Origin of the sequence: Ornithinimicrobium humiphilum, from assembly GCF_006716885.1 — a bacterium.
Taxonomy (GTDB): domain Bacteria; phylum Actinomycetota; class Actinomycetes; order Actinomycetales; family Dermatophilaceae; genus Ornithinicoccus; species Ornithinicoccus humiphilus.
In genome coordinates this window covers 1,394,655-1,417,239 of sequence record NZ_VFPU01000001.1, presented here as the reverse complement: position 1 = coordinate 1,417,239, position 22,585 = coordinate 1,394,655, and the positions used below count along the sequence as shown (strand labels likewise).

General features: G+C 68.5%; 22 protein-coding genes. 2 read left to right on the top strand and 20 right to left on the bottom strand.

Going from position 1 to position 22,585, the window contains the following annotated elements; genetic code table 11:
• Positions 1–82 precede the first annotated feature (82 nt).
• Positions 83–3,667, bottom strand: coding sequence for a DNA polymerase III subunit alpha (gene dnaE / locus FB476_RS06510; protein WP_141818060.1), 3,585 nt, complete (start codon positions 3,665–3,667; stop codon positions 83–85).
• Between the two features lie 202 nt (positions 3,668–3,869).
• Here dnaE and FB476_RS06505 point away from each other — a divergent pair, with 202 nt between their 5' ends.
• Both FB476_RS06505 and FB476_RS06500 read left to right on the top strand, forming a co-directional pair.
• Complete coding sequence (locus FB476_RS06505; RefSeq protein ID WP_238329581.1) at positions 3,870–4,226, top strand: ArsR/SmtB family transcription factor; 357 nt, start codon at positions 3,870–3,872, stop codon at positions 4,224–4,226.
• Positions 4,223–5,890 carry a SulP family inorganic anion transporter gene (locus tag FB476_RS06500; RefSeq protein WP_141818058.1) on the top strand — a complete coding sequence of 556 codons (1,668 nt, stop codon included), beginning with the start codon at positions 4,223–4,225 and terminating at the stop codon, positions 5,888–5,890. The genes FB476_RS06505 and FB476_RS06500 overlap by 4 nt, the downstream gene beginning before the upstream one ends.
• 15 nt (positions 5,891–5,905) lie before the next feature.
• Here the strand turns inward: FB476_RS06500 and FB476_RS06495 are convergent, their stop codons facing one another.
• The 19 genes from FB476_RS06495 to FB476_RS06405 all read right to left on the bottom strand — a co-directional run bounded on the left by FB476_RS06495 (position 5,906) and on the right by FB476_RS06405 (position 22,584).
• On the bottom strand, positions 5,906–6,835 hold the full coding sequence (locus FB476_RS06495; protein WP_141818057.1) for an RluA family pseudouridine synthase: 930 nt from the start codon (positions 6,833–6,835) through the stop codon (positions 5,906–5,908).
• Positions 6,832–7,443 carry a signal peptidase II gene (gene lspA, locus FB476_RS06490; RefSeq protein WP_141818056.1) on the bottom strand — a complete coding sequence of 204 codons (612 nt, stop codon included), beginning with the start codon at positions 7,441–7,443 and terminating at the stop codon, positions 6,832–6,834. Before lspA ends, FB476_RS06495 begins: the two co-directional genes overlap by 4 nt.
• Positions 7,416–7,850: a TraR/DksA family transcriptional regulator gene (locus FB476_RS06485; protein ID WP_141818055.1), complete on the bottom strand. Its 435-nt coding sequence runs from the start codon at positions 7,848–7,850 to the stop codon at positions 7,416–7,418. Before FB476_RS06485 ends, lspA begins: the two co-directional genes overlap by 28 nt.
• A gap of 182 nt (positions 7,851–8,032) precedes the next feature.
• On the bottom strand, positions 8,033–9,313 hold the full coding sequence (locus FB476_RS06480; protein ID WP_141818054.1) for a DivIVA domain-containing protein: 1,281 nt from the start codon (positions 9,311–9,313) through the stop codon (positions 8,033–8,035).
• Positions 9,314–9,460: 147 nt separating this feature from the next.
• Positions 9,461–9,745 (bottom strand): YggT family protein, encoded by a 285-nt coding sequence (locus FB476_RS06475; protein WP_141818053.1) that lies wholly within the window; start codon positions 9,743–9,745, stop codon positions 9,461–9,463.
• A gap of 15 nt (positions 9,746–9,760) precedes the next feature.
• Positions 9,761–10,273 (bottom strand): cell division protein SepF, encoded by a 513-nt coding sequence (locus FB476_RS06470; RefSeq protein WP_141818052.1) that lies wholly within the window; start codon positions 10,271–10,273, stop codon positions 9,761–9,763.
• Positions 10,274–10,334: 61 nt separating this feature from the next.
• On the bottom strand, positions 10,335–11,069 hold the full coding sequence (locus FB476_RS06465; protein WP_141818051.1) for a YggS family pyridoxal phosphate-dependent enzyme: 735 nt from the start codon (positions 11,067–11,069) through the stop codon (positions 10,335–10,337).
• Positions 11,066–11,836, bottom strand: a complete 771-nt coding sequence (pgeF, locus tag FB476_RS06460; protein WP_141818050.1) for a peptidoglycan editing factor PgeF — start codon at positions 11,834–11,836, stop codon at positions 11,066–11,068. The genes FB476_RS06465 and pgeF overlap by 4 nt, the downstream gene beginning before the upstream one ends.
• A gap of 4 nt (positions 11,837–11,840) precedes the next feature.
• The gene (locus tag FB476_RS06455; RefSeq protein WP_170233551.1) at positions 11,841–12,980 is read right to left on the bottom strand and encodes a DivIVA domain-containing protein; all 1,140 of its coding nucleotides are present in this window, start codon (positions 12,978–12,980) and stop codon (positions 11,841–11,843) included.
• Between the two features lie 32 nt (positions 12,981–13,012).
• Positions 13,013–13,843 carry a type II secretion system F family protein gene (locus tag FB476_RS06450; protein ID WP_238329580.1) on the bottom strand — a complete coding sequence of 277 codons (831 nt, stop codon included), beginning with the start codon at positions 13,841–13,843 and terminating at the stop codon, positions 13,013–13,015.
• Between the two features lie 71 nt (positions 13,844–13,914).
• Complete coding sequence (locus FB476_RS06445) at positions 13,915–14,643, bottom strand: type II secretion system F family protein (RefSeq protein WP_238329579.1); 729 nt, start codon at positions 14,641–14,643, stop codon at positions 13,915–13,917.
• A 230-nt stretch (positions 14,644–14,873) separates the two neighbouring features.
• A complete protein-coding gene (locus FB476_RS06440) occupies positions 14,874–16,343 on the bottom strand; it encodes a TadA family conjugal transfer-associated ATPase (RefSeq protein WP_202876920.1) in 1,470 nt (489 codons plus the stop codon).
• Positions 16,340–17,536, bottom strand: coding sequence for a CpaE/TadZ family protein (locus FB476_RS06435; RefSeq protein WP_141818047.1), 1,197 nt, complete (start codon positions 17,534–17,536; stop codon positions 16,340–16,342). Before FB476_RS06435 ends, FB476_RS06440 begins: the two co-directional genes overlap by 4 nt.
• Complete coding sequence (cpaB, locus tag FB476_RS06430) at positions 17,533–18,363, bottom strand: Flp pilus assembly protein CpaB (RefSeq protein WP_141818046.1); 831 nt, start codon at positions 18,361–18,363, stop codon at positions 17,533–17,535. The genes FB476_RS06435 and cpaB overlap by 4 nt, the downstream gene beginning before the upstream one ends.
• Before the next feature lie 10 nt (positions 18,364–18,373).
• Entirely contained in the window at positions 18,374–19,351 is a 978-nt protein-coding gene (locus tag FB476_RS06425; protein ID WP_170233550.1) for a pilus assembly protein TadG-related protein, read from the bottom strand.
• Between the two features lie 5 nt (positions 19,352–19,356).
• A complete protein-coding gene (locus FB476_RS06420) occupies positions 19,357–19,683 on the bottom strand; it encodes a TadE/TadG family type IV pilus assembly protein (RefSeq protein WP_202876919.1) in 327 nt (108 codons plus the stop codon).
• A 136-nt stretch (positions 19,684–19,819) separates the two neighbouring features.
• Entirely contained in the window at positions 19,820–20,044 is a 225-nt protein-coding gene (locus FB476_RS06415; protein ID WP_141818044.1) for a Flp family type IVb pilin, read from the bottom strand.
• A gap of 351 nt (positions 20,045–20,395) precedes the next feature.
• A complete protein-coding gene (gene ftsZ / locus FB476_RS06410; protein ID WP_141818043.1) occupies positions 20,396–21,652 on the bottom strand; it encodes a cell division protein FtsZ in 1,257 nt (418 codons plus the stop codon).
• Positions 21,653–21,789: 137 nt separating this feature from the next.
• On the bottom strand, positions 21,790–22,584 hold the full coding sequence (locus FB476_RS06405; RefSeq protein ID WP_170233549.1) for a cell division protein FtsQ/DivIB: 795 nt from the start codon (positions 22,582–22,584) through the stop codon (positions 21,790–21,792).
• Position 22,585: the final 1 nt, after the last annotated feature.

Genomic DNA, 22,585 nt, shown 5'->3' with positions numbered 1-22,585 from the left:
GGGGCGAGGCGTGTATGCGGCCCCCGAGTTTTCGGAGGGAACAACTCCGGAGGTATGCCGTGCGCCGTCTCTCCCGTCCACCTCAGCTGCTGATGCAGGCCGGCCCGAGCAAGGCCTTGAGCTCGCCGAAGAGCTCGGCCGAGGCGTTGACCCGCAGCGACTCGTCGAGGCGCATGAGCACCGTCCGGCCCGGCTGCACGAGCTTGACGTGCACCTCCGTGCCGCCGGGGTGGTTGGCCAGCACGCCCTTGAGCTTGTGGGCCAGCCCGTCCGTGGCCCGGGTCAGCGGCACGTTGAGCACGACCGGTCCGCGCGGGCCCTGCTTGATGTCGGGCAGCTGGAGCTCGTTGGCGAGCAGCTCGGCGCCGTCGTCGCCCTTCTTGAGCCGGCCCTTGACCACGGCGACGGTGTCCTCGGCGAGCATCGTCGAGATCGTCATGTAGGTCTTGGGCCAGAAGACGACGTCGATCGAGCCGGCCATGTCCTCGATGGACAGGCGGGCGTAGGGGTCGCCGTTCTTGGTGCGCTTGAGCTGCAGGTTGGTCATCAGGCCCGCGACGGTGACGAAGTCGCCGTCCTTGGCGCCGTCCTCGCCGACGATCTCCAGGATCGAGGCGCTGGCGTGCTGCGACAGGATGTGCTCGATGCCGTTGAGCGGGTGGTCGGAGACGTAGAGGCCGAGCATCTCCCGCTCGAAGGCGAGCAGCACCGACTTGTCCCACTCCACCGCGGGGATGGGCGGGAGGGTGACGATCTGCATACCCGCGTCCTGCTCGCCGTCGTCGCCGAGGCCGAATCCGGAGAAGAGGCTGTCCTGGCCGATCGCCTCCTGCTTCTTCTCGTCGACGAGGGCGTCGACGTAGCGCTCGTGCACGCTGACCAGGCCCTGGCGGGTGTGACCGAGGCTGTCGAAGGCGCCGGCCTTGACCAGCGACTCGATGGTCCGCTTGTTGCAGACCACGACCGGGCACTTGCGCAGGAAGTCCTCGAAGGAGGTGAAGTCGCCCTTCTCCTCCCGGGTCCGGGCGATCGCGCTGACGACGTTGTGGCCGACGTTGCGGATCGCCGAGAGGCCGAAGCGGATGTCGTCGCCGACCGCGGCGAAGTTGGCGACGGAGGCGTTGACGTCGGGCGGCAGCACCGCGATGCCCATGCGCCGGCACTCGGCGAGGTAGAGCGCCGTCTTGTCCTTGTCGTCGCCGACGCTGGTCAGCAGCGCCGCCATGTACTCGGCCGGGTAGTTGGCCTTGAGGTAGGCGGTCCAGTAGGAGATGACGCCATAGGCGGCCGTGTGAGCCTTGTTGAAGGCGTAGTCAGAGAACGGCACCAGGACGCCCCACAGCGCGGCGATGGAGGCCTCGTTGTAACCGTTGGCCTTCATGCCCTCGGAGAAGGGGACGTACTCGGCGTCGAGGACCTCCTTCTTCTTCTTGCCCATCGCGCGGCGGAGCAGGTCCGCGTTGCCGAGCGTGTAGCCCGCCAATTTCTGAGCAATTTCCATGACCTGTTCCTGGTAGATACATAAACCATATGTATTTCCAAGAATTGGTCCGAGGGCCTCCTCCATCTGGGGCTGCAGCTTGCCCTTCAGCGCCGGGTCGAGCGGCACGACCTCCTGCTGGCCGTTCTTGCGCAGCGCGAAGTTGGTGTGGGCGTTGACGCCCATCGGGCCGGGCCGGTAGAGCGCGAGCGCCGCGGAGATGTCCTCGAAGTTGTCGGGGCGCATGAGGCGCAGCAGCTGGCGCATGCCGTTGCCGTCGAGCTGGAAGACGCCGAGGGTGTCACCGCGGCCCAGCAGCTCGTAGGTCTTCTTGTCGGTCATGTCCTTGGACAGCTGGTCGAGGTCGATGTCCTCGCCCCGGTTGTCCTTGATGTTCTTGATCGCGTCGTCGAGGACCGTGAGGTTGCGCAGCCCCAGGAAGTCCATCTTGACCAGACCCAGCGACTCGCACGTGGGGTAGTCGAACTGGGTGATGATCTGGCCGTCCTGCTCGCGGCGCATGATCGGGATGAGGTCGAGCAGGGGCTCGCTCGACATGATGACGCCGGCGGCGTGCACGCCCCACTGCCGCTTCAGGCCCTCCAGGCCCTTGGCGGTCTCGAAGACCTCCGCGGCGTGCGGGTCCTCGGCGAGGACCTGGCGGAACTCGTCGGCCTCCTTGTAGCGCTTGTGCTCCTCGTCGTAGACGCCCGAGAGCGGGATGCCCTTGCCCATGACGTCCGGCGGCATCGCCTTGGTGAGCTTCTCGCCCATCGCGAAGGGGTAGCCCATCACGCGGGAGGCGTCCTTGAGCGCCTGCTTGGCCTTGATGGTGCCGTAGGTGACGATCATCGCGACCCGGTCGTCGCCGTACTTCTCGGTGACGTAGCGGATGACCTCGGCGCGTCGCCGGTCGTCGAAGTCGACGTCGAAGTCGGGCATCGACTTGCGCTCGGGGTTGAGGAAGCGCTCGAAGATCAGACCGTGCGGGATCGGGTCGAGGTCGGTGATGCCCATCGCGTAGGCGCACATCGAGCCCGCACCCGAGCCACGGCCGGGGCCGACGCGGATGCCGTTGTTCTTGGCCCAGTTGATGAAGTCGGCGACGACGAGGAAGTAGCCGGCGTAGCCCTTGGAGATGATGACCTCGGACTCGTAGGCCGCCTGCTTGCTGGCGTAGTCCGGCACGCCCTCGGGGAAGCGGCGGCGCAGGCCGGTCTCGACCTCGGAGAGGAACCAGCTGGTCTCGTCGTGCCCGGGCGGGCAGGGGAAGCGGGGCATGTAGCGCCCCTCGCCCTCGGTGAAGGAGACCTCGCACCGCTCGGCGACGAGCAGGGTGTTGTCGCACGCCTCGGGCAGCTCGCGCCAGATGTGGCGCATCTCCTCGGCGCTCTTGAGGTAGTAGCCGTCACCGTCGAACTTGAAGCGGTTGGGGTCCTGCATCGTCGACCCGGACTGGACGCACAGCAGCGCCGCGTGCGCGGTGGCGTCCTCCTGGCGGGTGTAGTGCAGGTCGTTGGTCGCCAGCAGCGGGAGGTTGAGCTCCTTGGCGAGCTTGAGCAGGTCCTGCCGGACCACGCGCTCGATCTCGATGCCGTGGTCCATGAGCTCGCAGAAGACGTTGTCCGCGCCGAAGATGTCCTTGAGGTCGGAGGCCCACTGCACTGCCTCCTTCCACTGGCCGAGCCGCAGGCGGGTCTGCACCTCGCTGGACGGGCAGCCGGTGGTGACGATCATCCCCTGGCCGTACTTCTCCAGGAGCTCGCGGTCCATCCGGGGCTTGAAGTAGTAGCCCTCCATCGACGCGAGCGACGCCAGCCGGAAGAGGTTGTGCATGCCGTTGTTGTTGCGGGCCAGCATCGTCATGTGGGTGTAGGCACCACCACCGGAGACGTCGTCGCGCCCGCCGTCGCCGTACTTGACCCGGGTCTTGTCGGTGCGGTGCGTGCCCGGCGTCAGGTAGGCCTCGAGGCCGATGATCGGCTTGACGTCGTAGCGCTGCGCGGTCTTCCAGAACTCGTAGGCGCCGAAGATGAAGCCGTGGTCGGTCGTCGCGATCGCGGGCATCCCGAACTCGGCCGCGGTCTTGAACATGTCGTCGATCCGCGCGGCACCGTCGAGCATGGAGTACTCGGTGTGGTTGTGCAGGTGGACGAAGCTCTGGGCGGGGCTGGCTGCGACTGACATCGCAGTCGATCCTAGATCGCCCGACCGACATCACCGACCACCCGGAGGGGACCTGCGAGAACGCCCGCGCTGACCTGCACGGCAGGAACGCCCGGCGTGTCCGATTCGACCGAGGGCCGAACGAGACCAGGGCCACATGGATTCATGGATTGACGAAATGCTAAACTCGTCAGGTCCGGCTGCTTCTCCTGCAAGGAACCTCGTGACCTCTGCCACCGACGCCCCCCTCTACGAGATCAAGGCCAACCTCTTCAAGGCCCTCGCCCACCCCGCCCGGGTGCGCATCCTCGAGATCCTCGTCGCCGCCGACGGCCCGTGCGCGGTCAGCGACATCCTCGCGGTCCTCGACGTCGAGCCCTCCCTGCTCAGCCAGCACCTGAGCGTGCTCCGCCGTCACCACGTGGTCACCTCGACCCGCGCCGGCAACGCGGTCCACTACGAGTTGGCCCACCCGCAGGTGGCCGACCTGCTGACCGTCGCTCGGTCCTTCCTCCTCGACCGCCTCGCCGCCCAGCAGGAGCAGCTCGCCCTCGCCGCCGCCCTGGACGGCCGCCGGTGAGCGCCGCCGCCGTCCTGCGCGGCCTGCTGCCGGGGCGCGCCGACTACGCCGACGTCCCTCGCACCTGGCGGGCCGACCTCGTCGCCGGTGCCACCGTCGGCATCGTCGCGCTCCCCCTGGCCCTCGCCTTCGGCATCAGCTCCGGCGCCGGGGCCGCAGCCGGCCTGGTCACCGCCGTGGTCGCGGGCATCGTGGCCGCCGTCTTCGGGGGCTCCAACGTCCAGGTGTCGGGACCCACCGGCGCGATGGCCGTCGTCCTCGTCCCGATCGTCGGCGAGCACGGCGTCGGCGCCCTCGCGATCGTCGGCATCCTCGCCGGGCTCCTGCTCGTCGTCGCCGGGGTGCTCCGACTGGGCCAGCTGATCGGGCTGGTCCCCTGGCCCGTCATCGCGGGCTTCACCGCCGGCATCGGCGTCATCATCTTCCTGCAGCAGGTGCCCCTGGTCCTGGGTCCGTCCGCGAGCGCCGGCACCCGCCCCGTGCTGGCCGCCTTCTCGGCCGCGACGCACGCGGACTGGTCCGCAGCCGTCTGGCCGCTGGCCGCTGTCGCCGCGGTCGTGCTGCTCATGCTGCTGCTCCCTCGCATCGACGAGCGCATCCCCGCCTCGCTGCTGGCCATCGTCCTGGTCACGATCGTCGCGGAGGTGCTCGACCTGCCCCTGGCCCGCATCGGCGAGATCCCCTCCTCGCTGCCGATGCCCTCGCTGCCGTCGGTCGACCCCGCGGTGCTGCAGACCCTCCTGACCGCGGCCGTCGCGGTCGCCGCCCTTTCGGCGATCGAGTCGCTGCTCTCCGCCCGGGTGGCCGTCGACCTGTCCGGCGACGCGCGCCACAACCCCGACCGTGAACTCGTCGGGCAGGGTATGGCGTGCCTCGCCTCCGGCGCCTTCGGCGGCATCCCCGCCACCGGCGCCATCGCCCGCACCGCTGTCAACGTCAAGGCCGGCGGTCGCACGCGGCTGGCCGCGATCTCCCACTCCCTGGTGCTGCTGGGTGTCATCTACCTGGCGTCCGGCCCGGTCTCGCGGATCCCCACCGCCGCGCTGGCCGCCGTGCTCATGCTCACCGCGGTCCGCATGATCCCCTACCGCGAGATCCGCACCATCCTGCGCGCGACCCGCTCCGACGCGGCGGTGCTGCTGCTCACCATGGGCGTGACGGTCCTCGTCGACCTCATCGAGGCCGTCCAGCTCGGCATCGCGGTCGCCGCGGTCTTCGCGCTGCGCGCCGTCGCCCGCACCAGCGGGGTGCGCCGCGAGGAGATTGACAGCGACCCGGACCCGGCCGACGCGCGGATCGCGGTCTACCGCCTCACCGGCTCGATGTTCTTCGGGGCCGCCGAGCGGGTGCGGGCCGAGGTCCGTGCCGACGGCGACGTCGAGGTCGTCATCCTCGCCTTCTCCCAGCTGCGCACCCTCGATGCCACTGGCGCCAACACGCTGGCCGAGATCATCCGCTCGCTGGAGAAGCAGGGCGTCACCGTGCTCGTCAAGGGTGTCCCGAGCCGCCACATGGCCCTGCTGCGCTCGGTCGGCGTCATCGAGGCCCTGCGCGACCCACGGCACCTCTTCGACCGCTTCCCGGACGCGCTGGAGCACGCCCGCAGCCACGTGCGGCGCGCCGAGGCCGCGCGCCGCACTCGGGCCACGGTCGCCCCGGCCTGAGCCGGGGTCGCGGTCTCAGCCGCGGATGACGTCCAGCGCGTGCTGCAGGTCGGCCGGGTAGGGCGACTCGAACTCGACGTATGCCCCGCTGCCGGGGTGCAGGAAGCCGAGCTTGACCGCGTGCAGCCACTGCCGGGTCAGCCCGAGGCGCTTGGCCAGCGTCGGGTCGCCGCCGTAGGTCAGGTCGCCGCAGCACGGGTGCTTGAGGGCCGAGAAGTGCACGCGGATCTGGTGCGTGCGCCCGGTCTCGAGGTGGATCTCCATCAGGCTGGCCGACCGGTGGGCCTCGAGCAGCTCGTAGTGCGTGATGCTCGGGCGGCCGTCACGACGCACCGCGAAGCGGTAGTCGTGGCCCGGGTGACGCCCGATCGGGGCGTCGATGGTGCCCTCGTGCGGGTCGGGGAGGCCCTGCACCAGCGCGTGGTAGGTCTTGTCGACCGTGCGGTCGCGGAAGGCCTGCTTGAGCACGGTGTAGGCGCGCTCGGACTTGGCCACGACCATGAGGCCGGAGGTGCCGACGTCGAGGCGCTGGACGATGCCCTGCCGCTCCGGGGCGCCGGAGGTGGAGATGCGGTAGCCGGCGGCGGCCAGACCGCCGACGACGGTCGGGCCCGACCAGCCCACGCTCGGGTGGGCGGCCACCTCGGCCGGCTTGTCGACGACGACGATCTCGCTGTCGTCGTGGACGATGCGCATGCCCTCGACGGGCTCCGCGATGACCTCGAGCCCGGGCGGCGGGCCGACCGGCGGCAGCACGACCTCGACCCAGCTGCCGGCCACGACGCGGTCGGACTTGCCGACGACGCGGCCGTCCTGGGTCACGTGGCCGTTGGCGGCGAGGTCGGCGGCCTTGGAGCGGGACAGGCCGAGCAGCCGGGCGAGGGCCGCGTCGATGCGCTCGCCCGCCAGCCCGTCGGGGATCATGAAGGTGCGGGACTCGCTCATCGGGTGCCCTCCGTCGGGTCGCCCTGCGTGGGAGAGGTATGCGGCGTGGCCGCGTCCTGCTCCTCCCGCGTCGGGTAGGCCTCGGCCTTGTCGGAGTCGCGCGTGCCGTCGGGGTGGAAGCCCCGCAGCGCGAGCAGGGCGATGAGGCAGGCGGCCGTCGTCACGCCGATGTCGGCCACGTTGAAGATCGGGAAGTTGGGCAGGCGCAGGAAGTCGACGACGTGCCCCACGCCGACCCCCGGGGCGCGGAAGAACCGGTCGACGAGGTTGCCCAGCGCACCGCCGAGCAGCAGACCGAGGGCGACCGCCCACGGCAGGCTGCGCACCTTGAACGCCTGCCACACGATGAGCACGACGATGATCGAGGCCACGACTGTGAGGACACCTGTCGAGCCGGTGCCCAGGGAGAACGCCGCGCCCGAGTTGTAGATGAGGTGCAGCCGCAGCAGGTCGCCGACGACCTGGACGGGCTCGCCGAGGGTCAGGGCACGCTCGGCCCACACCTTGGTCAGCTGGTCGAGGACGATCCAGAGGGCGGCGAGGCCGAGGACGACGAGGGTGCGTCTGGGGCGGCTGGGGGTCAGCGGCGTTCCTGCTTCTGCTTGCATGTCATGCATAGGGTCGCACGGGGGAAGGCCTGGAGCCGCATCTTGCCGATGGGACGGCCGCAGGACTCGCAGTCGCCGTAGGTGCCCGCGTCCATGCGCTCCAGCGCGTGCAGGCTCTGCATCAGCAGCCCCTTGGCGTTGTTGGTGAGCGAGAGCTCGTGCTCGCGCTCCCAGGTCGCCGCGCCAGCGTCGGCCTGGTCGTCGCCCGCGCCGTCGCCGAAGCTGCGCATCAGCTCGACGAGGTCGTGCTCGGCCTCGTCCACCTCGGCGCTGAGACGGGCCACGTCGGCCTCGAGCTCGGACCGGACCTCAGCGAGCTCGTCCGCCGTCCAGGGCGCCTCGTCCTCGCGGACGCTCAGCGAGGCGTGCAGGTCGGCGGTCGGAGTGTTCTTCGCAAGCTTGGCCACTACGGCTCTCTTCCCCTGTCAGAAGACCCGACCGGCCCGGGGGCCGGTCTGGCATGGTGCGGAGAATATAGGCCACCTGACCGGCGATGACAACGATGAATCGCCACCGTCGCGCCGGACGCGCCGAGGGCGCCCCGGCCGCGTGGCCGGGGCGCCCTCGTGCGCCGTGCGATCGGGGACCGTCAGTCGGTGCCCTCGACCTTGGCGAGCTGGTCGGAGAGGAACGCGCGCAGGCGGTCGCGCAGCTCGGTCTCCTGGGTCTGCAGCTCGTTGATCTTGCTGCTGAGCGTGGACTGCTGGGTGTTGAGGTCGTGCAGGATGCCGGCGCGGTGCTGCTCGGCCTCGCCGATCATCTGGTCGCGCGACGACTGGCCCTCGTTGACGAGGGTGTCGTGCGTTTGCTGACCGGTCTGCACGAGCTCGTCGTGGCGGGCCTGACCCTCGGTGACGAGGCGGTGGCGCTCCTGCTGCCCCTCCTCGACCAGGGAGTCGTGGGTCTGCTGGCCGGTCTGGACGAGCTCGTCGTGCTTGGCGCGGCCCTCCTCCACGAGGCGGTCGTGCGTCTGCTGGCCGGTCTGCACCAGCTCGTCGTGCTTGGCCTGACCCTCGCCGACGAGGCGGTCGTGGGTCTGCTGACCGACGGTGATGAGCTCCTCGCGCTTCTGGTCGGCCTCGGCCACGACGCGGTCGCGGTAGGACTCGCCCTCCTCGACCAGGCGGTTGCGGGTGCTCTCGCCCTCGGCGACGTGCTGGTCGTGCAGGCGCTGGGCCAGCGAGATGATCGTGGTGGGGTCCTCCCCCGGCACGCCGGCCGGAGCGACGGCGGCGACCGGAGCCACCTGCGCAGCCTGGGCGGCGTTCTCCTCGGCCTGGCGGGCACGCTCGGAGGCCTGCTCCAGCTCGGCCTCGAGCTCACGGATGCGCTCGTCGGCGGCCGCGACGCGGGAGCGGAGCTCCTCGACCTCGGCGCCGGCGTTCTCCGAGCCCGCGGCATGGGCCTGCTCGGCCGTCTGCGCACGCTCCTCGGCCTGCGCCCGGGCGGCCTGGCACTCCTCCAGCTGGCGGCGCAGGTCCTCGACCTCGCCGGAGCGGTCCTCGACGGCAGGGGCGTCGCCGGCGGCGGCGAGGCGCTGCTCGGCCTCGGCGGCGGCGCGGCGGGCCTCCTCGGCGGCGGCACGCTCGGCCTCGACCTGGGCGCGCAGCTCTTCGAGCTCGGCCTCCAGGTCGGCGTCGCGCTGGCCGATGACGGCCGGGCGGATGGACTCGGTCTGGTCGCCGGCATACCCCTGGCCGGCTCGGCAGTCCTCGAGGTCGGACCGCAGGGAGTCGTTCTCCGCGATCAGTCGGCGCAGCTCGACGACCACCTCGTCGAGGAAGTCGTCGACCTGGGTCTCGTCATAGCCTCGCCTCAGGTGCGTCGCACTGAAGCTCTTCTTGATGACGTCCTCGGGGGACAGCGCCATGTTTCACCTCGATCAGGAAGTCATCGGGCATGCCCGGATCACGGCGTGGGCAGGCTCGATGACGTGCGGGTCGTGCACGTGCAGGACGAAACTCTAACGCACTCCAGGCACGCCGGTCACGCCCGAAGCAGCAGGCCAGAGGCCCCCTCAGAAGGGCAGGGCCAGGACCAGCGAGCGGCCCATGCTCACCGCGATGATGAGCACGAGGAAGCCCAGGTCGAGCGCGATGCCGCCCAGCCGGAGCGGCGGGATCACCTTGCGCAGTGCGCGCAGCGGCGGGTCGGTCAGCGCGTAGATCGCGTTGGCCAGCACCAGCACCGGGCCCTTGGGCCGCCAGTCCCGCGCGAAGACCTGCACCCAGTCGAAGACCAGCCGTCCGATGAGGACGAACATGTAGAACGAGAGCAGGAGTGACAGGATCTGGCCGACCATGGGAGGAAGGCTACGTCAGCTCTGGTTGAACGGCCCCTGCGCCTTGTGCCCCGTGGCCTCGACACCGCCGTCCACCTCGACGTACTCCGGGCTCAGCAGGAAGACCTTGCTGGTCACGCGCTCGATGGAGCCGCGCAGACCGAAGGCCAGGCCGGCGGCGAAGTCGACCAGGCGCTTGGCGTCCGCGTCGTCCATGTCGGTGAGGTTCATGATCACCGGGATGCCACCGCGGAAGGCCTCGCCGATGTTCTTGGCCTCGTTGTAGGTCCGCGGGTGGATCGTGGTGATGCGGTTGAGTTCGCTCATCTGGGGCTCCCGGACGACCTGCTTGGCGGGGGTGCGCCGCGGAAGGGGGGTGACCTCGGCACCACGGTCGTCGTCGTGCACGGCGCGCACGGGCGCCTCCGGCGCCTCGTGGCGGACCGGCTCGCGACGAGCCTCGTCGTCGTAGGCGTCGTAGTCGTCGTACCGCTCGTCGGACTCGGCGAGTCCGAGGTACTCCATGGTCTTGCGCAGCGCCCCGGCCATGTGTGCGAGCTCCTTGGTGCGAAACGGGCTAGCACCCGTGGTGGATCGGTCGATGTCGACGCTACAACCGCGATCCCATGATCGAGGTTCCGACACGCAGGTGTGTCGCACCACAAGTCACAGCAGTTTCAAGGTCGCCGCTCATGCCGGCGGAGATCCAGGTGGACTCCGGATGGTCGGCGCGGAGGCTCTGCGACAGCGCGCGGAGGCGCTCGAACGCCGCGCGTGTACCGGCCTCGTCCAGGCCGAGAGGCGCGACAGCCATCAGGCCCCGCAGACGCAGGTGCTCGGTCCCGGCGACGGCGTCGGCCAGACCCGGGATGTCCTCGGGGAGCGCGCCACCCCGACCGCGGTCCTCCCCCTCCCCCAGGTCCACCTGGAGCAGCACCTCGAGCGGGGTATGCCGTGCCCCCTCGTCCAGGGCGTGCCCGACACCGCGGTCCAGCGCCCGCACGAGCTTGGCCCGGTCGACGGACTGGACGACGTCGGCATACCGGGTGACGTGGTTGGCCTTGTTGGTCTGCAGCTGCCCGATGAAGTGGACCGTGAGCTGGGCGCGCACGTCAGGGGCGAGCTCGGCGACCTTGGAGCCGGCCTCCTGGTCCCGGTTCTCGCCGATGTGCCGTGCGCCGAGGGCGGCGAGGTGGGCGACGTCGCTGGCGGGGAAGAACTTGGTGACCGCGATGAGCGTCAGCTCGTCGCGGTCGCGCCCGGCGGCGGCGCAGGCGGCGTCGATGCGGGCGTGCACGGCGGCGAGGTTGGCCGCGAGCTCCTCGCGGCGGGCGTCCGTGCTCATGCGACGCGCTCCCGCTCCAGCAGACGGACGACGCCGACGAAGCGGCCGGTCTGCCCGTCGCGCCGGTAGGAGTAGAGGTCCGGATCCTCCTTGGTGCAGCCGGGCAGCCAGCGCACCGAGACCCCCTCGCGCACGAGCTGCTCGACGACGCCCGAGGCCAGGTCGATGGCGGGCGTACCGGTCCAGGTGACAGCGGCGCTCACGGGCTCGACCGCCGCGGCGGCGTCCCTCATGTCGGCCGGGACCTCGTAGCAACGCCCGCAGACCGACGGTCCGACGAGGGCTTCGAGGTCGCGTGCGCCGAGCTCGCGCATCCGGGCGAGGGTCGCGGGGACGACTCCCGACACCATGCCCGGACGGCCCGCATGCACGGCAGCGACGAAGCCTTCGACGCGGTCGACGAGGAGCACCGGCACGCAGTCGGCCACCATGACCACGAGGGCCTCATCGGTGCGGCCCGAGATCAGGCCGTCGACGGAGGGCGGCACGGCATCCTCCGTCGGTTCGGCCTCCCCCGTGCCCGGGGTCACGGCGACGTCGCAGCCGTGGACCTGGTCCATGAAGCGCAGGTCGGCCAGCCGCAGGCCCAGCTCGTGCGCCAGGCGGTGCCTGTTGGTCGTCACCGCCTCGTCGAGGTCACCGACGTGCCGGGCCAGGTTGAGCTCGTCGAACGGCTCCTGGCTCGACCCGCCCCGGCGGTCGGTGATCGCCCACTCGACGCCATACTCCGCGCCGCTCGGCTCGATCCTCTCCCGCCACCAGAACACCTGGTCAGGGTACCGCCGGGGACTCCACGTCCGACGCGGTGGGCGCGGCCACGCGCCAGCTCTCGTCGTCCAGGCCGGCGAGCTGCTGCTGCACCAGCTGGCGGAGCCGGTCGCGGTACTCCCCCTGCTGGCGGTCGAGCTCGGTGATCCGGTGCTCGAGCAGCTCGCGGCGGGCCTGGAGGTCGGCCAGAATGCCGGCTCGCTCCTCCTCGGCCTCCGCGATGAGCCGGTCGTGCTCGGCCTGCGCCGCCGCGGCGATCTGCCGGCTCTCCTGCTGCGCGGTCGTGAGCAGGCGCTTGGCGGACTGCGTCACCTCGGCCTGCCGGGTGTCGGCGTCCGCCAGCAAGCGGTCGGCCTCGGTCCTCGCCTCGCTCAGCACCCGCTCCTGCTCCGCCGCGGCGTCGGCGAGCACCATGTCGGCCTCTGCCTGGGCGGTCGCGCGCACCTCCTCGGCCTGCGCCATCGCGCTGGTGCGCATCGCGTCGACCTCGGCCTGCGTACCTTCTCGCAGTCGGGCAGCCTCCGCCTCTGCGGCGGAGACGTGCTGGTCGTGGATGCTGCGCGCCAGGCGGCCGATGACGTCGAGGTCGTCCGTCGGGTTCCCGGCGGGCTGCCCCGGCTCGATCCCGAGGATGTCCTTTGCACGAATTTCGGCTTCCGTGCGCAGAGCCCGCAGTTCGGCGACCAGTGTGTCGAAGGCGCCACGGAGATCGTCGTGCACGGCCTGCGCGCGGGCCACCTTCTCCTCCAACGTGGCCAGAGTCGCTTCAGCCTGCTCACGGCGGGTCTCCGCGTCCTGCTGCGCGGCGGTGGCCTGCGCCACACGGCCCTCCGCCTGCGCGACTTCTTTCCGGGCGGCCGTCAGTTGTGACTGCAGCCCGCCCAGCTCGCTGACGAGCTCTTGGCGTTCGTTCCGGATCAGGTCAAGTTGCTCCCGCTCACGGACGACGCGCTCGGTCTCAACCTCTCCGACGGAGCGCGGACGTTGAAGCTCGGCGAGCAGCTCGTCACGCTCGGCCTCACGACGCCGCAGATCGGCGACGATCTCCTCGAGGAAGGCGTCAACCTCCGCCTCGTCGTAACCCCGTCGGAACACCGACGTCTTGAAGGACTTCCTGACGACATCCTCCGGTCCAAGTGGCACGGTTCCTCCTGAGATCAGCAAGCAGTGGTTGGTTAGAACATCGCCAGGGCGTTGAGCACAGCTGGCCCCATGATGACGATGAAAAGGACGGGCAGGATGAGGAGGGTCAGGGGGAAGACCACCTTCACCGGAATCTTCATGGCCTTCTCCTCGGCCAGCTGGCGCCGCTTGAGCCGCATCTCTCGAGCCTGCGTGTTGAGGACCCGTCCCACCGAGATGCCGTTGGCCTCTGCCTGATTGATCGCGCGAACGAACCGGCCCAGATCCTGGACTTGGGTGCGCTCCGCTAGGTCCTCATAGGCGAGGCGCCGTGGCACACCTACTTGGATGTCCTGCAAAGTACGGATGAGTTCCTCCGACAGGGGCCCCGTGCCGTGCCTTGCCACGTGGGAAAGTGCGGCCTCGAAACCGAGGCCGGCCTCGACTGCGATGGACAACTGGTCCATCGCGTCCGGGAGACTGAGCTGAATGAGCTGTCGTCTCTCCTGGCCCCGCCCCCACAGGATGAGCTCGGGCGCCCCCCAGGCCAAGAGCGCACCCACGATGGCCAGGGCGACCAGCCTAGGGCTGGGATCCCGAAGCACGAAGAGTGTGACGACCGTTGCCATCCCGACGCTTAGAACCAGCTTAGTCACCAGCACACGTTCGAGCGGCCAGGCCGCCGGACGGCCTGCACGTGCCAGCAAGGCGTCGATCCAGCGGATGGACGCGCCGGGTGTGAGCCTGTAGGCGGCCTTCCCCATCGTTCCCCGCGCCTCCTGCGGGGCGGCGCCTGACTTCTGCGCCTCCTCGAGACCGCGCTGAAGGTTGCGAAGAGTGCCCCGGCGCGTCGAGTTGGCGTCGATGGTGAAGGAATAGGTCAAGAGTGGGAGGGCCACTGCTACACACGCCGCGGCGATAAGGAGTGGCAGCGAAACACCGTTCACGACGCTCCTCAGAACTTGATCTTGATGATGCGGCTCATCCAGAACGATCCGAGAGCCAGCATGGTGACGGCCGTGACGATCATGAACCAACCGAAAAGGCTCTCGGTCAGGATCGTCATGTAGCCCGGGTTGATGATCTGCAGAATCAGCGCGACGGCAATCGGGAGGCCCACGAGGATGTAGGCAGAGAGCTTGCCCTCCGCAGACAAGGAACGCACCTGCCTTCGAATCGCGTTGCGTTCCCTGATCGTCTCGCCGACCGTGTCCATGACCTCGGCCAGGTTCCCTCCGACCTGGCGTTGAATCGCAATCGCCTGGGCGATCCACCGAAAGTCGTCACTCTCCATCCGCTCGGCCGCGTCCTCGAGCACCCCGCCGAAGTCCCGGCCGACACGTACTTGGTTGACTACCCGTGCGATCTCGCTGGCTGCGGGGTCGTCGAGTTCCCGAGCGAGGGAATCCATGGCCTGGAGCACGCTGTGCCCAGCGCGCAGGTTGCTGCCCAGCAGTTGGACCAGGTCGTCCAGTTGGTCCGCGAAGGCGGAGCGGCGCCTGCTGATCTGCACCGACACGTAGACGATGCTCCCCATCAGCACCAGAGCACCCATCATGACGGCGAGGATGACCCCGCTTAGGGCGGCGCCCAGCGCGGCGCCTGCCAGCATGGCCGCGCCCACCAGCAGCGTGAACTCGGGCACCGTGCGCCTGATGCCGGCTAGCTCGAGCCGCTGGCTCATGGGCTCAACGCGGCCCCGTCTCCGGAGCACTTTCTCGATGACGCCGAGACTGGAGTCAGCAGCGCGAGTGAGGGCGCTGGGCCTCGCGTCTACTCCCGGCCTACGGCGGGACGCCGGGATTGCGCGCGAGGGAACGAGCATGACCCAGGCGGCGAGACAGATCGAGACCACCACGGCAGCAGCAGCCCACCACACGGTCGTCTGGTCGCCCCCGAGTGTCGAGAGCACGTTCATCGACGCCCCCGGCTAGCCGGTGCCTCGAAGATGCCTGCTGGCAGCGGAATCCCCTGGTCGATGATGCGATCACTGAACTGGGGGCGGACGCCGGTTGCCCGGGTGGTGCCACGGAAGCGGCCGTTCGCATCCACACCTGCGTGGAAGTCGAAGGTGAAGGCGTCCTGGAGCGTGATCACGTCACCCTCCATACCCTGCACCTCGGTCACGTGGGTGACTCGACGGGTTCCGTCACGAAGACGTGACAGATGGACGATAACGTCGATGGCCGAGGCGATCTGCTCGCGAATCGCTCGGAGTGGCAGATCCATGCCCGCCATGAGAACCATCGTCTCCAACCGGGCCACCGCGTCTCGAGGGGAGTTGGCGTGCAGCGTGGAGAGCGATCCTTCATGGCCTGTGTTCATGGCTTGGAGCATGTCCAGGCTCTCCCCGCCGCGAACCTCTCCGACGATAATTCGGTCAGGCCTCATACGGAGGGAGTTGCGGACGAGGTCACGAATCGTAACCTCACCACGGCCCTCGATGTTCCGCGGCCGGGCCTCTAGGCGAACGATGTGCTCCTGCTGGAGCTGCAATTCGACTGCGTCCTCGATCGTGACGATGCGCTCGTCCGCCGGAATGAAGGAGGACAGGACATTGAGAAGCGTGGTTTTGCCCGTGCCGGTACCTCCGGACACCAAGATGTTCAGCTTGGCTTCGACGCACGCGCTGAGCATCTCCACCATCTGAGGTGACAGGCTCTGGTTGTCGATGAGGTCCTGCACCTGGAGCGGCTTCTTGCCGAACTTGCGAATCGTCAACGTCGATCCGCTAAATGCTAAGGGCGGGATGATGGCGTTGACCCGGGAACCATCCTCAAGACGGGCGTCGACGAGTGGCGAAGACTCATCGATCCGGCGCCCCACGCGCCCGACGATACGCTCGATGACGCGCCGCAGGTGCTCCTCGGAGGCGAACTCGACGGGCACCCGGCTCAGTCGCCCAGCCCGTTCGACATAGACGTTCTGGGGACCGTTCACCATGATCTCGGTGACGCTGTCGTCATCCAGCAGCGACTGCAACGGACCGTGACCGAGGACGTCGTCCGTGACCTCCTTGATCAGCCGGCGGCGCTCGTCCGACTTGAGCGGGGTCTCCGTAGCAGCGACCAACTGAGTCAGTTCGCGGCGGACCAGCTCGTGAAGTTGCTCCTCGTCCAACGACGTGTCGCTGAGCCGTGCGCCAAGCCGGGTGAAGAGCTGCTCTCGCGCGTCAGCTTTAATCTTGGCCAAGGCGTCCGTGATGCGCACTTGGGTTGCGGCTGGAGCGTCAACGTATCCCTGCGGCCCTGCTGCCGCTCCCCCGTCACTCACGTCGTGAGAAAACGAGCCAATACTGGCAGGTAGTTCCGGTTGCGTGGGCGCCCGGCCCTCAGCGTGCCGGGGCCCGGGCTTAGAGGCAGCCAACCGATCAGACAGGCTCACAGGGCCACCCCCCGATGCCGAGCGCGCCGACGCGTCTGGGGCGTGCCTACAGCAATGGGACTGAACCGGGTCACCATCGCCTCGAGGTCTTTGGTGATCCGGTCTCGTCCTCGCTCTTCGAGGAGAGGCTTACCGCGATTGGTGGACATGAGGAATTTGGGCGATCGGGGAAAAGAGAAGTCGATCTTTCGATCGATCGTCGCCTCGACGTCCGCGACAGTGAGTCCGGTGCCCCGCTCAGCCATGTTAACGACAACGTGGCGCGTCGCCGGGGGGAGATCGAGCTCGTCGAGCAGCTCGAGCTCCTTCCGCAGGCCCCGCACACCGGGGACATCCAGGCTGGTGACGAGCAGGAGATCGGTCGTGTGGTCCAAGGCCGCCAACGTGTGCTCGCCAAGCCCGGGGGCGGTGTCGAGCACCACGTAGCGGAACTCGCTCTTGAGCAGGTTGATGATCGTGCTGACGTGGCCGGCTGTCACGTGGTCCGCCTCGGCAGGTGAGAGCACCCCGCACAAGACATGCAGGCCGGAATCGTGCCGCGTCAGCAGGGTCTTCAAGCCCATGACATCGCGTAACCCTGCACCAAGGACCGCATCCGCCAGCGTGTAGGTCGGTTCAAGGTCAAGGGCAGCAGCCACGTCGCCGAACTGGATATCCAGGTCGACAAGGACCGTCCCCTGCGGTGATTGGCCCGCGAGCCCGACCGCGAGGTTCGTGGCGATCGTCGTCTTGCCCACCCCTCCCTTGGGCGAAGCAACCGTAATGACTCGACCGGCAACAACCTGCTCGTCCAAGGAGTCAACGGTGCCCTGACCAACGCGCGTCTCCACCGCGCGACGGAGGACCCATCGGATCTCTTCGACGGGAAGGGACGGCTCCATGAGGTCTCGCGCACCAGCGCGCAGTGCCGGCAGAGCCAGTTCGTCTGGAGCATTCGTCACGATGACGACGGCCACATGAGGAAACTGTTCCTGGAAACGCTCGGTCAGCCCGAGCGCCGAGTCGGCAGAAGCGCTCGCAGTCACGTCGATAACCACAGCGCGCACCTGTCCGGACCCCTGGGCGAGCGCGAGCAACTGGGCAGGCCCGGCCGGAACCTGCTCTGGCGCTAGCACGAAGAGGTCGTCGCCTGTCGCCAGACGTACACGACGGGCCAGGTCGGTCGAGGCACTGGCCAGGATCACGGAGCTCACTCGAACACGTCCCTCAGCTCGCTGGCCCGCCGTGGCATCAGCGTGACCACAACCTTCGTGTCATCCTCGCTCGCAGACTCAGGCTCAAGGGAAAGCCAGACGGTGCCGAACTCCATGGCATAAACAAGCTTTTCGGCGTCGGCGGCCGCCAGCGCTAGGGTGACCAACACGGTCCCTCCTGAGGCTTGCTCACCCTCCCCGTCACCCGCGGTAGTCACCCGACTACCTTCCACTGCCGTCACCAAGACCTTGTGCAGTTCAAGGTGAGTCATCCCTCCGGACCCAGCGACGAACTCGTCGCTACTAGGCGAGTTCTGCACGTCGCCTTCCTCGGCGGCCGCGGCGTCTGGACCGCCGTCCGCGGGATCCAGGGAGACAAACACACCGACCGTGTCTCCCGGTGCGATGTACCCACCCACTGCGCGCGGCGCATCCAGAGGGATGGTGATCCGATGCAAGTCCGCCGCCTCATCCGGCAGCGTGAACTGGCCGGCAGCACGAATTTCCTCAGGCGTGGCGAAGCGGGCGGCGCTCACCTGCTCTCCTGCAACCAGGGAAGCAGTCAAGATTCGTCCCGCCAAGTCTTCAAGGGAGTCAACGCCACCGGACACAGCAAATCGCAGAGGCACTTGTTCGACATCGACGAGGTCAGCAAGCTCCTCGGCCGGAGTCCCCTCGGCTATCGCTTCTTTGGCGACAAGCACGTCTACTGTTTCCATCCCCTCGAGCGCGCGCTTGTCAGCCCCGTTGGCGTAGGCCACGACTAGGGCCACACCGACAGCAGCCAGCGCCAAGGCAGCGACCGCTCCCAATACCCGCTTGAGCACTTGGCCCCCCTCAGTCCGTCATCTTGATTACGTAGGTCTGGTCGCCCGGCTTAGGAGCAACGAGCTCCATCCCCGCCTCGAACGACAGATATTCGACAAACTCACCGTACAGACAGCTCTTCAGTTCGGATGAAGGCTTCGTTCCACATATTCCAGACGCTGGGTACGCACCGAGCTTGTTATGAATGTCGTACCCCCGCAAAATAAATGCCGCAAAACGCGAGATGCTGATAGGCGCCCCATTCCCACCACCCGGAGCGACATCGAATATCGGGATGAGGACCGGCTCACCACTCAACACGGCACGCTTGAACGAATTGTCAGGTTGGCACTCGTCCGGCTGCGGCGTCCCAGTCTTGGAGTATCCAACACCACCTGTCCCATCGGCCGCGATGTCGATTCGCGCTGCACACTTGCCACCTACGGTCTTCAACCAACCGAAACCTCCGTCGGGGTACGCCTCGTGACAAGCATCCCCGAAGGGATCGCTCGGGTGATCCATCCAGATCGTGATATTGCCATCGATCGGCACGTCGACACCATCGACGCGGTGGAGGAAGGAACACTCAGAGATTGCGATGGGCAAGGAGGCCTCACCAGCGATCGGCACTCCCCACATCACGGTGGCATCCGCGGCGATGTCGCTGCTACCACGTCCCATAATGGGCAGGAACCAGTGCTGCTGCACGGTGGCTGCTCTGACCGAAACTTTGTTGACTGCCAGACATGTCGCCGTTCCTGTCGCGATGACGTCGTTGCGGACGTTCCCTTGCACCCACGACGTCGCCGTCACGCTGTCCGGCACGCAGGCCCCTGGAGCCACTCCCTGAGCCAGCGCGAGAGCTGCGGCGTCCGCGCCATTCTGTAACTCCTGTCGCTTCCAGTAGGAGGCACCCAGGTCGATGGCAATGCCGAGACACAGCAGCAGAAGTGTCATAACCAGGGCCACGACGATCGCGACAGCCCCCTTCTCGCGGTCGGCCCGCACGAGGCTCAGCCTCCGCATCGCATCCTGGCCTCTCCCGTCAGCGGAACATTGAAACCTGTCAGCGTGCGAACAGTAGAGGCAGCTTGGGCCACGACCGTGTTCCCCTCCGTACAGTTCGAAGGAGTCACAGACGGCATGATCACTGCCCCCAGCGCTCCCGGGTAGTTCCTGATGACGTCTTCCGCACCGCTTCGGTTGTTGTGGATGGCCATCTCGCGCGCCCCTTCGCGCGCGGCATGGGAAAGGGCTGACTGAATAAGAAACAGTCGGCCTCCGTCGAGGATGCCAAACAGAAGTGTGATCAGCAGTAGGGAGACAAAAGCGAACTCCACGGCTGCCGCCCCCTTGTCACGATTCGACCCCATCACCCCTCCGCCCATCACGCCCTAGTCGGGCATCCGACCCTCAGTGCAGCGTGGTGGGCGCCTGAATGAAAGGCGCCCACCACGTCAAGCCATTAGCGGCCGATCACGAGCCAGCGCCACCACCAGCGGGGGCGGGAAGGCCGAGCTGGGTCACAGCGTTGGAGATGGCAGTCTGCACACCCGGCACCAGGGTGACCAGGGCGAGGATGATCACGACGGAAATGAGGGCGACGATGACGCCGTACTCAACCGCGGTCGCACCGCGCTCCTTGTCGGCCTCGGCGAGCTTGGCCTTCAGGGTGGAGAGGGCATAGAAAACAGCAGCCATGATGGCTCCTTCACGAACGAGTGCTGATCCCCCCTACGGGACCGTACGCACGATTTCAACGGGGAAACCGGCCCGGGGCGCTGACCCCGATCCAGCCACCCTCAGCATGCCTACCCACCAGTACTGACACAAGGCTTCAAGAGGTGATCGAGGCCACATTGGCGTTTAAACTACTAAACGCTTTACGCGCGTGTGACCTGCGCCTTTACCGTTGCTTTACCTTTGTTGAACGTTGGTCCGAGCTTGGACAGCACCTCGAGCGACCCCACCTCCCAAGCCCTGCAACGCATGCGACGAGGGCCCGGCCGCCTTGTCGGCGGCCGGGCCCTCGTCGGGTCGTGCGGGAGCTGCTTACTTCAGGAAGTCAGGCACGTCGAGGTCGTCGCCCTCGTCCTCGAACGTCACCTGGCGCGGCGGCTGCACCGGGCGCTGCTGCACGGGGCGCTGCGGGGCGGCCTGCGCCGGCGGCGGCACGGTGGCCGTCCGATCCGCGTCGACGGCCTGCGCGGCCGGCTGGTGGCCCTGGGCTGTCGCGGGGGCACCCACGGGGCGCGCCGGCGCCTGCTGGGCCGCAGCGGGCTGCTGGGCCTGCTGCTGCGGGCGGGAGGCGCCACCCGGCTGCACCTGCCCCAGCGCGCGGTCGTTGTCGCGCTGCATCGGGGCGCCGCCGTCGAAGCCGGCCGCGATGACCGTGACGCGCACCTCGTCGCCGAGGGAGTCGTCGATGACCGCACCGAAGATGATGTTGGCCTCGGGGTGCGCGGCCTCCTGCACCAGGCGAGCGGCCTCGTTGATCTCGAACAGTCCGAGGTCGGAGCCACCCTGGACCGAGAGCAGCACGCCGTGCGCACCCTCGATGCTGGCCTCCAGCAGCGGGCTGGAGATGGCGAGCTCGGCGGCCTGGACCGCACGGTCCTCGCCGCGCGCCGAGCCGATGCCCATGAGCGCCGAGCCGGCGCCCTGCATGACCGACTTCACGTCGGCGAAGTCAAGGTTGATCAGACCCGGCGTGGTGATGAGGTCGGTGATGCCCTGGACACCGGAGAGCAGCACCTGGTCGGCGCTGCGGAAGGCGTCGAGCATGCTGACCGAGCGGTCGGAGATCGACAGCAGCCGGTCGTTGGGGATGACGATGAGGGTGTCGACCTCTTCGCGCAGCGTCGCGATGCCGGACTCGGCCTGGTTGGCGCGACGGCGACCCTCGAAGGTGAACGGACGGGTCACGACACCGATGGTCAGCGCACCCAGCGACTTGGCGATCTTGGCCACGACCGGCGCACCACCGGTGCCGGTGCCGCCACCCTCACCCGCGGTGACGAAGACCATGTCGGCGCCGCGCAGCGCCTCCTCGATCTCCTCCTGGTGGTCCTCGGCGGCCCGACGGCCCACCTCGGGGTCGGCGCCGGCGCCGAGGCCGCGGGTGAGCTCGCGGCCCACGTCGAGCTTGACGTCGGCGTCGCTCATGAGCAGGGCCTGGGCGTCGGTGTTGATGGCGATGAACTCAACACCCTTGAGGCCGACCTCGATCATCCGGTTGATGGCATTGACGCCACCACCGCCGATGCCGACGACCTTGATGACGGCCAGGTAGTTCTGCGCAGCGGACACGGTGGACCTTTCGAGGGGGAAGACAGGAGTCGTGCAGTTCTTGTGCCGCGAGCATAAGTCGGAGGGCCCCATGTGCCCATCGAGCGTGAACCTCGACTTCAGGTCGAGGGTCGAGGTCTCGACCGAGGTATGCCGCGTCAGCCCTGGGGAGCGGGTGGCAGGCCGGTCACGACCGGCGTGTCGGGCGTGCTGACGTCGATGGTCTGCGGGATAGCACCCTGCGGGTCGATGCTGTCCTGGCCCAGCAGGGCCGTGACGACCTTCCACTTCTTCTCCGCCTCGGTGGGCTGCCCCCACTTGAGCGTGACCTGGTCGATCGTCATCGTCACGGTGCCGTTGGCGTGGTATTTCGGCCCCGACAGCTTGCCCTCGAGCTCGTCGGCCTTGGGTCGCAGGCTCCAGATCTCACCCAGGCCCAGCACGGTCTCCGGGGCGATGGTCTGCGGGTCCTGCGACACGCTGATCGTGGGCACGCCCTTCGGCGTCTTCTCGACCTGGTCGTAGGCGACGCCGTTCGCATCGGCCAGCCAGATGGCCTTGTTCTGCCGCAGCGCCAGCGCGGGCTCGCGCAGCTCGACCTCGTAGGTGATCGTCGACGGCCACGACCGCTTGACCTCGATGCTGCGCACCCGCAGCTCGTTGCCCAGCACCCGCTTGCTCACCTGCGCGCCCGACACGCGGGCGAGCGGCCGGCCGTTGGGGATGTTGGCGAGACGCTCCACGCTCTGGGCGACCTCACCCTCGGCGCCCGACACGCGGACGGTCTCGACGGTGAACGCGGCCGAGTAGAAGAAGAGGAAGACCAGCGCGGCGGCGAGCACCACGACGGCGCTCCCCCAGCCGAGCAGCGCGCGGCGCCACGCCCGGGGCCCACGGATCCCGGCCCGACGTGCCCGACGCTCCTGCCACCGCTCCGCCCACCCCTGCGGCACC